Here is a 16,340-nt window from a genome sequence, read left to right as displayed (position 1 = left end):
TTAAGTCAGCTCAGCCGGATGATGAGTCTCTGATGAAGCCCTCTCTTCGGGCCGGGCGACAACGCCAATGAATTTGGTTATCCCCTAAATACATTAATCAGGGACTTATCAGGTGCAGCAGCAGCACTGTTTACAGAACTTTTCCTTCTGGCGCTCCCCAGAGTGATACTGGCCTATGCTATTATGCGCTACCTGAAGCCCTATTTGGGCAAGAACAATAGACATTTCGTGGTGATAGATGAGCAATAGCTATCTGGCGTTTCCTAAATTTGATCCGGTTATTTTCTCCCTCGGCCCGGTTTCCCTTCATTGGTATGGCCTGATGTACTTGGTGGGCTTCGTCTTCGCCATGTGGCTGGCGGTACGCCGGGCCAATAAACCGGGCAGCGGTTGGACTAAAGAAGAAGTCGAAAATCTTCTTTATGCTGGTTTCCTTGGGGTGTTTGTCGGTGGACGTGTCGGTTATGTGCTCTTCTATAATTTACCGCTGTTCCTCGATAACCCACTGTATTTGTTCAAAGTATGGGATGGCGGTATGTCATTCCACGGTGGCCTGATTGGTGTTATCTGCGTAATGATGTGGTTCGCTCGCCGCACTAAACGCCATTTCTTCCAGGTATCTGATTTTATTGCTCCTCTGATTCCATTTGGCTTAGGTGCTGGTCGTCTTGGTAACTTTATCAATGGTGAACTGTGGGGCCGTGTCACGACAGATGCCCCTTGGGCGATGTTGTTCCCAACTTCTCGCGGTGAAGATATTGCGATTGTCGCCGCAGACCCAGCGAAATGGCAGGCGATATTCAATCAATACGGCGTGTTGCCGCGCCATCCATCGCAACTGTATGAAATGATTCTGGAAGGGGTGGTGTTATTTATCATCCTTAACCTGTTTATTCGCAAGCCGCGCCCGATGGGCAGTGTCTCTGGTTTGTTCCTGATTGGTTATGGTGCGTTCCGGATTATTGTGGAATGTTTCCGCCAACCAGATGCTCAACTCGGCTTGTTCGACGGCGTGATCAGCATGGGGCAGATATTATCTTTGCCTATGATTCTGGCCGGTATCATTATGATGATTTGGGCGTATCGCCGTCCTACGCAACAACTTTCGTGAGGTAATATGAAACAGTATCTGGATTTGATGAAAAAAGTGCTGGAAGAAGGCACCCCTAAAGATGACCGCACTGGAACCGGAACAGTGTCAATTTTTGGGCATCAGATGCGTTTCAATTTACAAGACGGTTTCCCGCTGGTGACCACTAAAAAGTGTCATTTGCGTTCAATCATCCATGAGCTGTTATGGTTCCTCAATGGCGATACCAATATTGCCTATTTGAAGGAAAATAACGTCTCAATTTGGGATGAATGGGCGGATGAAAATGGCGACCTTGGCCCAGTTTATGGCAAGCAGTGGCGGGCATGGGGGGCAGCTGATGGTCGTAAAATTGACCAACTCAGCAATGTGGTTCAACAACTGAAACAAGACCCTAACTCCCGCCGTATTATTGTTTCTGCGTGGAATGTGGGTGAGTTGGATCAAATGGCACTGGCTCCTTGCCATGCTTTCTTCCAGTTCTATGTTGCTGACGGCAAGTTATCATGTCAGTTATATCAACGTTCTTGTGATGTGTTCCTCGGATTGCCATTCAATATTGCCAGCTATGCATTACTGGTGCATATGATGGCGCAGCAATGTGATTTAGAGGTTGGTGATTTTGTCTGGACTGGGGGCGATACGCACTTATACAGCAACCATATAGAACAAACTCACTTGCAATTAAGCCGCGAACCACGCGCATTGCCGAAACTGATAATCAAACGTAAGCCTGATTCATTGTTTGATTATCGCTTTGATGATTTTGAGATTGAGGGATATGACCCTCATCCTGGAATCAAAGCACCTATTGCTATCTAGTCCTCACCGGAGCCGTCGGCTCCGGTTTTTATCTCCCTCCAATAAATAAAAAATGCGAGCTGCCCCGCAGCTTTTACTGCATTTATGTCGCTACAAATAAAGTTTTGCGCACCTTTTCCACACCTGGTAACAGGGCGCTGGAACTCAAAATTCAGCGACGTAAACTCGCGGCATGGAAACTTACACATCTCTCAATAAAAGGCGCTTTATAAGACATCATCGTCTTATAAATGCTAGTGACCTTATAAAACAACAAGGCATCAGTCTTGTCGAGTTACTGCTGGTCATTGTCTTGGTCGGCACGATGGCTGCATGGGGGGCACAAAGTTGGCATCATTACCGGCAGCGGGAAAGGCTTGCAGACAGCGCACGCCAGCTACTAGCCTATTTAACTTACTTACAAGCTGGGGCTAATCGCGGTAACTACACCGCATTGTTGTGGGTACAGCCCAATGGGCAAGGCTGTTTGGGCAGTGGCGATAAACCCGTAATTCCCTGTTCCTCACTAGCCAGTCGGGTTTTTATTCCACCCTATCCAGATGTTGTGATTACACTTTCTTTGAATAAAGACATTGGCTTTTTTGGTGTGAGAAATACGGCGCAAGCAGGGAATATTCAGCTCAGTAACCCTGCTGGGCGTATTCGGTTGATTATCTCCAGCCGTGGGCGAATGCGGCTGTGTAGTGAAGGGCAATCAATCGCGGGTATTCATTTATGCAAATCATAACCAAAAGGCCAGTGACAGCAACATCAGGCCATTTGGGGCATAAATACAGGGCAGGTTTTACTCTGCCAGAAATGATGTTGGCACTGAGTATTGGTAGCTTGATTATTATGGCTGCCACGCAGACATTTCCCAAACTACGTAGGCAGATATCAGTATTGCAACAGCATTACCATCTGGAATTGGTACTGAACCAAGCGGTGACCGCACTGGAAAAAGATCTGCGCCGGGCAGGTTTTTGCCATGGTGAGTGTCAGGGAGAGGCGATGACCACACATCATTATCCAGGTGAGACGGCAAATTCTTGTTTGATAGTGGCTTATGACTTTAATCGCAATGGTCGGTGGGAGGGAGAGAAACATCAGGAATCCGAATATTTCGGGTACCGTTTGCGCAATAAGGCATTAGAAAGCCAGCGCGGAGAACTGAATTGCTCTGGTCGTGGCTGGGAGAAACTACTTGATCCACAAGAGGTTACTGTAATGCACTTTTCTGTTGAGCTATTGCCCTCGCAAACATTAGGGAAAGTCTATCTGGTGCAATTGGTCGGGCAAAAAACCGGTAACCCGGCAATTTATCATCAGATTACTTACAGGATCCGTGGGAGTAATCTATGACGCAGAATTATAATCATCAGCACGGGGGCAGTACCTTGGTGGCGATCGCGACACTTTTTGTTCTTGGTTTATTCCTGCTATCAGCATTACACCGACAATTAGATAATATTCAGCAAATTACGGCTGAAGAACAGCGCCATTTGCGGGCATTTAATCAGGCGGCGTCATCATTGAACTGGGGAATCCGGCAGAATTGGATATTTGCAATGCCATGGTCGGAGGGAGCGGCATGGCACTGTAACCATCAACAGCAATATGACTTAAAAGCCTGTATTAAACCGGCCTCGCTGACCGGTTTTTTTATCCTCAGAGGTGAAAGTCAATCTTATGGCCTGCCCTTGATGCTCTATCAGAGAGTCAAATTGCATGACAATAAAGGGCTCATCGGCGGTTATAAATTGATTAAGGATGCCCACGGCTGGTTAGATTTCTGCCCGGATAAGGATGCAAAATTTTGTACTGTTTGAAACTTGCACACCGCTGCAATCTTGCCAGATTTGCATGCCACACGACTGAACAGCGCGGATTTAGCCTACCAGAGGCCTTGATTGCAATGCTCTTTTTCTCAGTCTCGCTGCTGGGATTGCTGCAATATCATCAAGCACTTTTGCAGGGTTTTTCTTCTTTGTGGCAACAACGGCAGGCGTGGTCTGTGCTTAATCAGCATATTGACAGTGGCGGCGACGAGTTACCCTCAGAACCTCTTACCTCTGGCATGAAAGGCAACTGGCAATATCATCAAATTATGACTCAAGTTGATGGGGAATGCGCAGAGTTTAGCTTTACTCTGAAAATACGTGCTAAACAGAGTGCAGATTTAAGCCGCTGGTTTTGTTCTGGAAAAGAGAGTGGCTGACTCAAGTCAGTGATTTGGGTGAATGAGTGCAGCCAACACCGCTGCAACTCCAAGAACGAAGGGGAAGGATAATGAAGATAACCTATTGCGCTCCCTCATTATCAAGCTAGAGTATTAAACCTCAGGAAGTCTTCACAAATGACAATCTGCGGGTTTGTGCATTTATGGATATTTTCCACAGTACCTTAAGGGAGTCATCATGTTCACGGTCTATCATTCTAATCAACTGGATTTACTCAAAGCGCTAACAACCGCGCTGATAGAAAGAGAACCGTTGGATAATCCTTTTCAGCAAGAAGTGGTGTTAGTTCAAAGCCCCGGTATGGCCCAATGGCTACAAATGCAATTGGCGCAACAATTCAGTATCGCTGCCAATATTGAGTTTCCACTGCCCGCCACCTTTATCTGGGAGATGTTCACCCGTGTATTACCGGGGATCCCGAAGGAAAGTGCATTTAGCAAAGATGCCATGACATGGAAACTCATGTGGTTATTGCCCCAACTCTTAGATAACCCGGCATTTTCTCCGATGAAACGCTATTTAAGTGACGATAGCGATAAACGAAAAATTCACCAACTTGCTGCGCGGGTAGCTGACCTTTTTGACCAATATCTGGTGTACCGCCCAGAATGGCTTGAAAAGTGGGAACGTGGTCAACTGGTTGATAATCTTGATGATGCCCAGCAGTGGCAAGCTTTGTTGTGGGTCGAACTTACCCGCTATACCCGCCAGTTAGAACAACCAGAATGGCACCGAGCCAATCTTTATCAGCGTTTTATCCGCACGCTGCTTGAATCAGATGTGTGCCCCGCTGGGCTGCCAAAACGAGTATTTATTTGCGGCATATCTGCATTACCCCCAATCTATTTACAAGCCTTACAAGCACTGGGTAAACACATTGATATCCACCTGATGTTCACAAACCCATGCCGCTATTTTTGGGGGGATATTCAGGATTATGCTTTTTTGGCTAAATTGCAAAGCCGTAAACGTAGACATTATCGAGAAGCAACAGAAGTAAAACTGTTTCGCCAGCCAGAGCAGGCAGAACAGTTATTTAATGCCGATGGTGAGCAAGACCTCAGCAACCCGCTGTTAGCCTCTTGGGGGCGGTTAGGCCGAGATCATATGTATTTATTGTCTCAGGTTGATGATATTCAAGAAGTTCATGCTTTTGTTGATATTGAACCGGATAATCTATTACATGGTATTCAGCACGACATGCTGGAGCTAGAAGATCACGCGGTTATTGGCACCACTCCGGAAACGTTAGCTCATAGCGACCAAAAACGAGAGTTAGCACTCAAGGATCGCTCTTTGAGTTTACATGTTTGCCACAGCCCCCAGCGCGAAGTTGAAGTGCTGCAAGATAATCTGTTGCGATTATTAGCCGCTGATCCAGAGTTGACGCCACGTGACATCATTGTGATGGTGGCAGACATTGACAGCTATACCCCCTATATTCAGGCCACATTTGGCAATGCAACTGGGGAGCGTTATCTACCATTTGCGATTTCCGACCGGAAAGCCAGTCAGGCCCATCCCGCATTACAGGCTTTTATTACTCTGCTGGATTTACCCCAGAGTCGTTTTACTTCTGAGCAGGTATTAGCTCTGCTGGAAGTCCCTGCTTTAGCTAACAAATTTGGTATTACCGAGGATGGATTGCGCCGATTGCGGCAATGGGTTGGAGAATCCGGCATTCGTTGGGGATTGGATGATGACAATGTGCGGGAGCTAAACTTACCCGCAACAGGTCAGCATACCTGGCATTTTGGTATCACTCGCATGCTACTGGGTTATGCCATGGATAGCACCGCCGGAGATTGGCAGGGGGTGTTGCCGTATGACGAATCTAGCGGCTTAGCCGCAGAACTTGCTGGGCAATTGGCAGAGTTGCTGATGCAATTGAGTCAATGGCGACAGCAATTAGCTGAAGCTCGCGCCCTTAGTGAGTGGTCACCGCTGTGTCGCCAATTATTGGACTCCTTCTTTGAACCAGACGATGAAACAGACGCGGTTTTAGTCTTGATTGAACAACAGTGGCAGAAGGTTATCAGCTACGGCATCGCAGCCCAATATCCTGATATTGTGCCACTTAGTCTGCTACGGGATGAACTGGCTTCGCGCCTGGATAATGAGCGAATTAGCCAGCGTTTTCTTGCCGGGCCAATCAATTTTTGTACTTTAATGCCGATGCGTTCTATTCCATTTAAAGTTGTTTGCTTATTGGGAATGAATGATGGGATTTACCCACGAACCTTACCGCCACTGGGTTTTGATTTGATGGCAAAACAGGTGCGTCGTGGTGACCGCAGCCGCCGTGACGATGACCGTTATTTGTTCCTGGAGGCGCTGTTGTCAGCTCAACAACAGCTATATATCAGCTATATTGGGCGCTCGATTCAAGACAACAGTAAGCGCTATCCTTCAGTGCTGGTCAGTGAGTTAATTGAATACATTTCACAAAGTTATCACTTGCCGGGTGATGAAAAACTCAGTGCTGATGACAGCGCCAAGCGCGTGATTCAACATTTGCTTTGTTGGCATGCCCGCATGCCATTTTCGGTAGAAAACTTTATAAAAGGCAGTGAATTGCAGAGTTATGCTGCGGAGTGGCTCCCCTCTGCCGAATCCAAAGGGCATGCACACCCACAGTTTAATCAACCACTCCCCCCAGAGCACTTCCCTGAAATCACGCTGGATGAATTAATCCGCTTTTATCGCCACCCGGTGCGGGCATTCTTCCAGCTACGGCTGGGAGTGAACTTTGTCATTGATGAAACTGAGTTGCCCGATGAAGAGCCATTTACTTTAGATAATCTCAATCGCTATCAGTTTAATACTCAACTATTGAATGCGCTGATAGAAGAAAGTGATATCAATACGGTGTTTAGCCGTGCCCGTGCGGCGGGTAACTTGCCTTATGGTTCCTTTGGCGAGCTTTACTGGCAAAGTCAGCAAGAAGAAATGGTGCCATTAGCTGAACAAATTAGGGCTGAACGTAAAGAAAGCCAGAGTGTTGAGCTAAATATTGAATTTGGTGACACCCTGCTGACGGGGTGGATTCATCAGATTCAGGAGGACGGTTTAATTCGTTGGCGTCCTGCGACATTGAGTGCAGTCGATGGGTTGCTATTGTGGATAGAGCATTTGGTGTATTGCGCGGCGGGCGGTAAGGGTGAAAGCCGGATGTATGGACGTAAAGGGACGGCATGGCGCTATGGCCCTTTGGGGGGCGATGAAGCTTTGCACTATTTACAGCAGTTAATCTCCGGATATCAGCAAGGTATGTGCGAACCTTTGCTGTTGCTGAGTAAAAGTGGCTGGGCATGGCTGAGCCAATGTTATGACCGCGAGTCTGGCCAAATTTTATGGGATGAAGAGACACAAACTAAAGCCCGAATGAAACTTTTGCAGGTTTGGCAAGGAGACCAGCGGATCGCTGGGGAAGGTGAGGACAACTATATACAGCGGGTGTTCCGCCAGATGGATAATCAACATCTCGACATGATATTACACGAAACAGAACGTTATTTATTACCAATAGCCCGCCATAATAAGGCGTGAGAATGGGGCATTGTTTCGTAAGCTCGCTGGATTCGAAAAGATGAAGCGGAATATTCAATACAAGAAGCCGAAGACGTGTTTTAGCGGCAATTTTTGAAGGGTTAAGGGGAGAAACGGAATGCATAAACAATTTGCCCGGATCATTGGCATATTTTTCTTATTAGGTTTGCTAGCCCCCCAGAGTTGGGCTGCAACACCGGCGTGGCAACCCTTAGCAGAAGCCATTCACAAGAGTGAGCATGACCTGCGTAAATATCAGGCAATAAAATTGCCTAATGGTATGACAGTGTTGCTGGTGTCTGATGAACAAGCACCTAAGTCTTTGGCTGCACTCGCATTACCGGTAGGATCACTGGAAGATCCCAATAACCAACTGGGCTTGGCCCATTATTTGGAACACATGTTACTGATGGGGTCTAAACGTTTTCCGGAACCCGGCAGTTTCTCTGAGTTTTTGAAAAAGCATGGTGGTAGCCATAATGCGAGCACGGCTTCTTATCGCACTGCCTACTATCTTGAAATTGAAAATGATGCGCTGGCCCCAGCGGTTGACCGCTTGGCTGATGCTATTGCTGAACCTCTGCTAGACCCTATTAATGCTGATCGCGAACGTAATGCCGTAAATGCAGAGCTGACTATGGCCCGCTCCCGTGATGGCATGCGTATGGCCCAGGTGAATGCCGAAACCCTTAATCCAGCTCACCCGAGTGCGCGCTTCTCTGGCGGTAATCTGGACACCCTTAAAGATAAGCCTGATGGTAAATTACATGATGAGCTACTGAGCTTCTACCATCGTTACTATTCTGCCAATTTGATGGTCGGGGTGCTGTATAGCAATCAATCTTTGGAGAAGTTAGCACAATTGGCGGCGGATACATTTGGTCGTATCCCAAATCGAGATGCAACAGTGCCGCCGATTACTGTGCCAGCGGTAACTGCAGATCAAACCGGCATAATAATTCATTATGTTCCAGCTCAACCGCGTAAACAGCTAAAAATAGATTTCCGTATTGATAATAACAGTGCAGAATTTCGTAGTAAAACAGATACCTATATTAGTTACCTGATTGGTAATCGCAGCAAAGACACGTTATCTGACTGGCTCCAAAAACAGGGGCTGGCAGATGCAATCAATGCCGGAGCTGACCCGATGGTAGACAGAAATGGTGGTGTGTTCTCCATTTCTGTTTCACTCACCGATAAAGGCTTGGCAAAACGAGATGTGGTGATAGCGGCTATTTTTGATTACATCAATATGTTGCACAAAGATGGCATTAAAAAGAGCTATTTTGATGAAATCGCCCATGTGTTAAATCTGGATTTCCGTTATCCCTCAATTACGCGAGATATGGATTATATCGAGTGGCTGGTGGATATGATGCTGCGAGTGCCTGTCACACACGTGCTTGATGCGCCATATCTGGCGACACATTATGATCCGAAAGCCATTGCCGCCCGACTTGCAGAAATGACACCGGAAAATGCCCGAATCTGGTTTGTTAGCCCTGAAGAACCGCACAACAAAGTCGCTTATTTTGTTGCTGCGCCATATCAAGTCAATAAAATCAGCCCGCAAGAGATGCAAGAATGGCAGCATCTGGGGAAAGATATCCAGCTGACTTTACCGGCACTTAACCCCTACATTCCGGATAACTTCTCTTTAATCAAAGCCGATAAAGATATTACTCGTCCACAAAAAGTGGCAGAACAGCCGGGGTTACGGGTGTTTTACATGCCAAGCCAGTATTTTGCTGACGAACCTAAAGCTGATATCTCGGTTGCTTTTCGTAACCCGCATGCACTGGATACCGCTCGTCATCAGGTTCTTTTTGCCTTGACTGATTATCTGGCTGGCTTGTCTCTTGATGAACTAAGTTATCAGGCCTCTATTGGCGGGATAAGTTTCTCGACCACGCCAAATAACGGTTTATATGTCAGTGCGAATGGTTTCACCCAGCGGATGCCGCAACTACTCACCTCTTTGGTGGACGGTTATTCCAGCTTCACACCGACAGAGGATCAATTGGTACAAGCCAAGTCTTGGTATCGTGAACAATTGGAAGTGGCTGAAAAGGGCAAAGCTTATGAACTGGCAATTCAGCCAGCCAAGCTGCTATCTCATGTACCTTATGCAGAACGTAGCGAACGGCGCAAATTGTTGGACACAATTAGTGTGCAAGATGTAATAGCTTATCGCGATGATTTGCTTAAACAATCTGCTGTAGAAGTCTTGGCGGTTGGCAATATGACCGCCCAGCAGGTCACCTCGCTGACTGAATCACTGAAAAAACAACTCGGCTTGATAGGCACCATTTGGTGGACGGGCGAGGATGTGATTATTGATAAATCACAACTAGCTAACATGGAACGGCTTGGTAGTAGCTCTGATGCGGCGCTGGCGGCAGTTTATATCCCCACCGGTTATACCGAGATTAAAGGCATGGCATACAGTGCATTGCTGGGGCAAATTGTTCAGCCGTGGTTCTATGACCAATTGCGTACAGAAGAACAGCTTGGCTATGCGGTATTTGCTTTCCCTATGTCGGTTGGGCGTCAGTGGGGCTTGGGCTTCTTACTGCAAAGTAACAGCAAACAACCTGATTATCTTTACCAGCGCTACCAGGCCTTCTATCCACAAGCTGAAAAGCGCCTGCGTGAGATGAAACCCGCAGATTTTGAGCAATATAAGCAGGGGCTAATTAACCAATTACTGCAACGACCACAAACACTGACTGAAGAGGCCAGCCGTTACAGCAATGATTTCAGTCGTAATAATTTCGCGTTTGATACCCGCGAGAAGATGATTGCTCAGGTTAAGCTGCTGACTAACACGGCATTGGCGGATTTCTTCCAGCAAGCAGTTATTAAGCCACAAGGTTTGGCTCTACTGTCTCAAGTTAAAGGGTTAGGAGAAACAACTGGCGGGTATGCAGAGCTTAAGGGGTGGACGACCTATCCAACCACTTCAGCCTTGCAGGCGACCTTACCGCAGCAGGTATTGGCTCCATGACATCAAGGACTCCCCAGCGGCTGGAACCGCTAACGCTGCCCTTGTATGGCGAAAGGCTTATTGAAGCTTCAGCTGGTACCGGTAAAACCTTTACCATCGGGGTACTTTATCTCAGATTGTTGCTGGGGTTAGGTGGGGCGGCGGCGTTTCAGCGGCCCTTGATGGTAGAGGAAATCCTGGTGGTGACCTTTACCGAAGCCGCAACTGAAGAGTTAAGGGGGCGGATCCGCGATAATATTCATGAATTGCGGATTGCGTGCGTGCGGGGAGTCAGTGATGACCCAATGCATACAGCTTTATTAGCTGAAATCACCGATTTGAGTGAGGCCGCAGCACAGTTGTTGGCGGCTGAACGCCAAATGGATGAGGCCGCAATTTATACCATTCACGGCTTTTGTCAGAGAATGTTGGCAAATAATGCATTTGAATCTGGCATTTTATTTGAGCAAACATTGGTGCAGGATGAATTGCCATTGCGCAGGCAAGCCTGTGCTGACTTCTGGCGACGTCATTGCTATCCGCTGCCATTGGCTGTCGCAAGAGCGGTAAGTCAGGAATGGAGTGGCCCGGAAGCTCTGCTCAAAGACCTTTCTGCTTATTTACAGGGCGAGACACCAAAGTTTCGCCAAGCGCCCGATGAGGATGAAACATTACTCAGTCGGCATCAGCAAATAGTGGTGCAAATTGATGCAGTTAAAGCGCAATGGCGTGTTGCTGCACATGAGTTAGAGCCATTAATTAGCGGCTCTGGTGTTGATAAGCGCAGCTACAGTACCAAACATTTACCTAACTGGCTGGATAAAGTAGGTATCTGGGCCGAACAAGAAACCGGTGATTATCAATTACCTAAAGAACTGGAAAAATTTCGCCAATCAGTCTTATTTGAAAAAACCAAAAAAGGGGCGGCCCCCCAACATGCTCTATTCAATGCGATAGACCACCTGTTTGAGCAACCTCTGACGTTAAGAGATCTAATTTTAGCCAGAGCAATCAGTGAGATACGAGAAACCGTCCAACAGGAAAAACGCCAACGGGCAGAACTGGGGTTTGATGATTTGCTCAGTAAACTGGATGCGGCGTTACAGCAACCGGGTGGCGAGCTATTGGCTCAAACTATTCGTACTCGTTATCCCGTCGCAATGATTGATGAGTTTCAGGATACCGACCCACAACAATACCGTATTTTTCATACCCTCTATGGCGGTCAGGGTGATTGCGGTTTATTGCTGATTGGCGATCCTAAACAGGCCATTTATGCTTTCCGTGGTGCAGATATCTTTACCTATATTCGTGCTCGCTCTGAAGTAAGTGCCCACTACACGCTAGAGACAAACTGGCGTTCGTCTTTCCCGATGGTGCAATCAGTTAACCGGCTGTTTAGTTTGGTCAAGGTTCCGTTCTTATTTGAGCAAATCCCATTTATAAATGTGACCCCTGCTAAAAGAAATAGCCGGCTATCATTTGAAATAAAAGGGAAAAAACAACCCGCAATGTCTTTCTGGTTACAACCAGGTGAAGGGGTTGGCGTTAGTGAATACCAACAACTCATGGCGCGGCAATGTGCAGCTCAAATCCGGGACTGGTTAACTGCGGGTCAGCAAGGGCTGGCTCAATTAGTGACCGCATCAAGCTCAAGAGCGGTTCAGGCGTCGGATATCACCATATTAGTTCGCAGCCGGGCAGAGGCAGCACTGGTGCGTAATGCGCTAAGTGTTTTGGCTATTCCATCGGTTTATTTATCTAATCGTGACAGTGTGTTTGATACCGCAGAAGCCAAAGATTTATTGTGGGTATTACAAGCCGTTGTGGCACCAGAGCAGGAGCGGGCATTACGTAGTGCTATGGCTACGGGCATGCTGGGGCTGGACGCTAAAATGCTGGACGGCTTGAACCATGATGAGCGGGCTTGGGATGCATTGGTGGATGAGTTTGATGGTTATCGCCAGCATTGGCAGCGCCGTGGCGTGCTGCCCATGTTACGGGAGATGATGTCTCGGCGTCATTTAGCTGAAAACCTGTTAGCCACACCAGGGGGGGAGCGCCGGTTAACCGATTTGCTGCATCTTGGGGAGTTACTACAAGAAGCCGCATCACAGCTTGATAGTGAGCACGCACTAATCCGCTGGCTGGCACAGCAAATAGCGCAGCCAAACCCTCAGTCAGACAACCAACAACTCCGTTTGGAAAGTGATCGCCATTTGGTTCAGGTCATTACTATCCATAAATCGAAAGGGTTGGAATACCCATTAGTGTGGCTGCCTTTCGTGGGTAATTTCCGCCAGCAGCAGGATGTGCTTTACCATGATCGCCACAGCTTTGAAGCATTACTTGACCTGAATGCAGATGAAGAAAGTCAGGCTTTGGCGGAAGAAGAACGTTTAGCCGAAGACTTAAGGCTATTATATGTTGCTCTCACTCGTGCGGTTTATCATTGTAGTTTAGGTATTGCGCCGCTGATTAAAGGCGGGCGGAAAAAGCAGGGTGACAGTGACATGCATCTCAGTGCCTTAGGCTATCTGGTGCAACAGGGGCAGGTGGGAAATGCTCAATATCTGGGCGAAAAACTTGCTGAACTAGCCGCACTCGCGGGGGGAGATATTTCTGTTTCTCATGCGGGGCAACTGGATGAAACCCCCTGGCAGCCGAAGACCGCAGATTTACCCGCACTGGCCGCGTGTCAGTTTAGTCGGCAAGTACATGATTATTGGCGTGTTACCAGTTACTCTGGGCTTCAGCAGCAGGGTTCCAGTAAGGGCAGCATATCACCGCCATTAAATGTGCTATTGCAAGAGTTATTGCCACGGCTGGACACAGATGCAGCCGGTGAACAGGCCCCAATAACCGAGGCGCAGTTTACTCCTCATACCTTCCCACGTGGTGCCGCACCGGGGACTTTCCTACACGATTTACTCGAACCCTTGGATTTTAGCCAGCCGATTGAACAGGCGTGGCTTACCGAACAATTGCAGCTGCAAGGATTTGGCGAGCAATGGTCAGATATGCTGTATCAGTGGCTAAATGACATTGTACAAGTCCCACTAAATGAAACCGGGGTGACACTGGCAGGATTGACGCCACAGAGCAAGCAGGCAGAATTACAATTTTATCTGCCAATTGATTCTTTGCTGCAAGCCCGCGAGCTAGACACCTTAATCAAACACTATGACCCATTGTCCCGCCAGTGTCCTGCATTGGATTTTCAGCAAGTCCGGGGGATGCTCAAAGGGTTTATTGACCTGGTTTTCTGTTGGCAGGGCAAGTATTACTTGCTGGATTACAAATCCAATTGGCTGGGGGAAGACAGCAGTGCTTATACCGCCGAGGCGATGGCTCAAGCTATGGCCGAGCACCGCTATGATTTGCAATACCAACTTTATACTCTGGCATTACACCGCTATTTGCGCCATCGGTTGGGCGATTATGATTATCACCGCGATTTTGGTGGTGTCATTTATCTCTTCCTGCGTGGCGTCGATAAACAACATCCGGGGAATGGTATTTTTAGTTGTCGCCCAGAGCGGGAGTTGATTGAAGGCATGGACTCTTTATTCAGCGGTCGTGAAATAGACCGGCATCTCAGCGATATAAATAGTGTTGCTCCAACGGATGAGGGCACATCAATATGATGAGGCTATTGGAACAGGCAGTTCGTGACCACTTACTGCGCCCACTGGATATCCAATTTTCGCGAATGATTGCTGGTGAGAATGACCCCATGCTGCAATTGGCCGCCGCTATTCTCAGTGCTGAAGCGGGTGCTGGGCATGTGTGTCTGCCATTAAGTTATTTACAACCAAATCAATTGTTGGGTGGGCGGCACTCTGAGTTATCACAGGCATTGTGGCAGGCTGCGGGCGCGCCCGATACATTACAGTGGTCACTGGCGCTAAATAACTCCGCGGCCATTAGTGACGGTTCGCAACCAACGCCATTAGTGCTGCAAAATGACCGTTTGTATTTGCAACGTATGTGGCAGTACGAAGGGGATGTGGTGCGCTTTATTGCCAGTGATAATTCGGCCACATTCATTAATGAAACCAGAGAGGTAAACGAAACATTATTACGGGAAACTCTCGACAGACTCTTTGGGGTGGCTGGCACCGAGGTTGATTGGCAAAAAGTGGCCGCCGCTGTAGCCGCTACTCGTCGAATTTCCGTGATTTCTGGTGGGCCAGGCACAGGAAAAACGACCACCGTGGCCAAGTTATTGACCGCATTAATACAACTTAGCCAAGGGCAACGTTTACGTATTCAACTTGCCGCCCCAACCGGTAAAGCTGCCGCGCGTTTGACTGAATCACTCGGGAATGCGATTCGCCAGCTCCCACTGACTGAAGCAGATCTCAAGTTATTTCCAGAACAGGCATCCACATTGCACCGCTTACTGGGCGCTCAACCTAATAGCCAGCGGCTGCGCTACCACCAAGGCAATCCATTAAACCTTGATGTGCTGGTTGTTGATGAAGCCTCGATGGTGGATTTGCCGATGATGGCGCGGTTAATTGCAGCATTACCCGCCAAGGCTCAGGTGATTTTTCTCGGCGACCGTGACCAATTGGCCTCGGTGGAGGCCGGGGCGGTTTTGGGTGATATTTGCCGCTTTGCTGAATTAGGTTACAGCCAGGTACGGGCCGAACAATTAACTCGCTTAACGGGATGCACATTGACGGGGAGTATCCCTATTGGTGATGTGCAGACCGATACTGTGAATGTCCGCGATAGCCTGTGTTTGCTGCGTAAAAGCTATAGGTTTGATGAAAAGTCGGGTATCGGGCAGTTGGCTTTGGCGATTAATGCGGGGCGATATCGAGATGCATTATCCGTTTTAAATGGCACATATTCTGATATCAAACTCTTGTCTTTAGCCGATGCAGATGACTATCAGGTTTTACTGGAAGACTGTGCAGCGGGCTATCAGCACTATCTTCAACTGGCCACTGCGGGTGCGCCTGCGGCTGAGGTGCTCGCCGCATTTGGTCGTTATCAACTGCTGTGTGCATTACGTTCCGGGCCATTTGGTGTCAGTGGCTTAAATGAGCGGATTGAACAGTTATTGCATCGTAAGCGGTTAATTGAACGCACGCCAGGGCCTTCAGGGCGCTGGTATCTTGGGCGGCCAGTGATGATTGGGCTTAATGACAGTGCGCTTGGCTTATTCAATGGCGATATTGGTATTGCGTTAAATGATCCCGAGGGCGAGTTGCGGGTGCATTTCCAGCTACCTGACGGCAATATAAAATCAGTGCAACCCAGCCGTCTTCCCAGCCATGAAACCGCCTATGCCATGACAGTGCATAAATCTCAGGGGTCAGAGTTTGAGCATACCGCATTGGTATTGCCTAATACTTTTATGCCAGTGTTAACCCGAGAACTGGTTTATACCGCCATTACCCGCGCCCGCCAGCGCTTAACACTGTATTGCAGTGATGGGGTGTTGAGTCAGGCAATTCGCACACCAACACTTCGTCTGAGTGGATTGGTTGAGCGCCTCAATGAGTTGAAGAAATTAGGCTAAACAGACTGCTGATAAAGTCGATTGAAGGGAAAAGGAGCCGGATAGGTCGTAACGGCCTAAGCCGCTGGAGCGCCGCTCGGTGCCGTCAGCCAGCCCGATTTGTCATCAGCTTTAAGGGGCCGTAGCCCCTTAAAG

Annotated in this window: 10 protein-coding genes; all 10 read left to right on the top strand. The window is 48.1% G+C overall.

Annotation, left to right across the window (positions count from 1 at the left end):
- Window positions 1-238: 238 nt before the first annotated feature.
- The 10 genes from lgt to recD all read left to right on the top strand — a co-directional run bounded on the left by lgt (window position 239) and on the right by recD (window position 16,205).
- Window positions 239-1,111, top strand: a complete 873-nt coding sequence (gene lgt / locus YROHD0001_RS07340; protein WP_004715109.1) for a prolipoprotein diacylglyceryl transferase — start codon at window positions 239-241, stop codon at window positions 1,109-1,111.
- 6 nt (window positions 1,112-1,117) lie between these two features.
- Complete coding sequence (gene thyA, locus YROHD0001_RS07345) at window positions 1,118-1,912, top strand: thymidylate synthase (protein WP_004715108.1); 795 nt, start codon at window positions 1,118-1,120, stop codon at window positions 1,910-1,912.
- A 172-nt stretch (window positions 1,913-2,084) separates the two neighbouring features.
- Complete coding sequence (locus tag YROHD0001_RS0118030) at window positions 2,085-2,639, top strand: prepilin peptidase-dependent protein (RefSeq protein ID WP_032817073.1); 555 nt, start codon at window positions 2,085-2,087, stop codon at window positions 2,637-2,639.
- Entirely contained in the window at window positions 2,627-3,253 is a 627-nt protein-coding gene (locus YROHD0001_RS07350) for a prepilin peptidase-dependent protein (protein WP_032817072.1), read from the top strand. The genes YROHD0001_RS0118030 and YROHD0001_RS07350 overlap by 13 nt, the downstream gene beginning before the upstream one ends.
- On the top strand, window positions 3,250-3,720 hold the full coding sequence (locus YROHD0001_RS07355; RefSeq protein WP_032817069.1) for a YgdB family protein: 471 nt from the start codon (window positions 3,250-3,252) through the stop codon (window positions 3,718-3,720). Before YROHD0001_RS07350 ends, YROHD0001_RS07355 begins: the two co-directional genes overlap by 4 nt.
- A gap of 86 nt (window positions 3,721-3,806) precedes the next feature.
- The gene (locus tag YROHD0001_RS0118025; RefSeq protein WP_004715104.1) at window positions 3,807-4,109 is read left to right on the top strand and encodes a prepilin-type N-terminal cleavage/methylation domain-containing protein; all 303 of its coding nucleotides are present in this window, start codon (window positions 3,807-3,809) and stop codon (window positions 4,107-4,109) included.
- A gap of 199 nt (window positions 4,110-4,308) precedes the next feature.
- Window positions 4,309-7,680, top strand: coding sequence for an exodeoxyribonuclease V subunit gamma (gene recC / locus YROHD0001_RS07360; protein ID WP_004715101.1), 3,372 nt, complete (start codon window positions 4,309-4,311; stop codon window positions 7,678-7,680).
- Between the two features lie 118 nt (window positions 7,681-7,798).
- Window positions 7,799-10,690, top strand: coding sequence for a pitrilysin (ptrA, locus tag YROHD0001_RS07365; RefSeq protein WP_004715100.1), 2,892 nt, complete (start codon window positions 7,799-7,801; stop codon window positions 10,688-10,690).
- Complete coding sequence (gene recB, locus YROHD0001_RS07370; RefSeq protein WP_032817068.1) at window positions 10,687-14,316, top strand: exodeoxyribonuclease V subunit beta; 3,630 nt, start codon at window positions 10,687-10,689, stop codon at window positions 14,314-14,316. The genes ptrA and recB overlap by 4 nt, the downstream gene beginning before the upstream one ends.
- A complete protein-coding gene (gene recD, locus YROHD0001_RS0118020; protein WP_032817067.1) occupies window positions 14,313-16,205 on the top strand; it encodes an exodeoxyribonuclease V subunit alpha in 1,893 nt (630 codons plus the stop codon). Before recB ends, recD begins: the two co-directional genes overlap by 4 nt.
- Window positions 16,206-16,340: the final 135 nt, after the last annotated feature.

The sequence above is a fragment of the Yersinia rohdei ATCC 43380 genome (assembly GCF_000173775.1).
Classification (GTDB): domain Bacteria; phylum Pseudomonadota; class Gammaproteobacteria; order Enterobacterales; family Enterobacteriaceae; genus Yersinia; species Yersinia rohdei.
This window is presented reverse-complemented; position numbering and strand designations above follow the sequence as displayed.

Bases quoted from the DNA above. Each gene is read 5' to 3' on its own strand.
- recC (WP_004715101.1), top strand. From the start codon at position 4,309: ATGTTCACGGTCTATCATTCTAATCAACTGGATTTACTCAAAGCGCTA.
- ptrA (WP_004715100.1), top strand. From the start codon at position 7,799: ATGCATAAACAATTTGCCCGGATCATTGGCATATTTTTCTTATTAGGT.
- thyA (WP_004715108.1), top strand. From the start codon at position 1,118: ATGAAACAGTATCTGGATTTGATGAAAAAAGTGCTGGAAGAAGGCACC.
- recD (WP_032817067.1), top strand. From the start codon at position 14,313: ATGATGAGGCTATTGGAACAGGCAGTTCGTGACCACTTACTGCGCCCA.
- YROHD0001_RS07355 (WP_032817069.1), top strand. From the start codon at position 3,250: ATGACGCAGAATTATAATCATCAGCACGGGGGCAGTACCTTGGTGGCG.
- YROHD0001_RS07350 (WP_032817072.1), top strand. From the start codon at position 2,627: ATGCAAATCATAACCAAAAGGCCAGTGACAGCAACATCAGGCCATTTG.
- YROHD0001_RS0118025 (WP_004715104.1), top strand. From the start codon at position 3,807: ATGCTCTTTTTCTCAGTCTCGCTGCTGGGATTGCTGCAATATCATCAA.
- lgt (WP_004715109.1), top strand. From the start codon at position 239: ATGAGCAATAGCTATCTGGCGTTTCCTAAATTTGATCCGGTTATTTTC.
- recB (WP_032817068.1), top strand. From the start codon at position 10,687: ATGACATCAAGGACTCCCCAGCGGCTGGAACCGCTAACGCTGCCCTTG.
- YROHD0001_RS0118030 (WP_032817073.1), top strand. From the start codon at position 2,085: ATGGAAACTTACACATCTCTCAATAAAAGGCGCTTTATAAGACATCAT.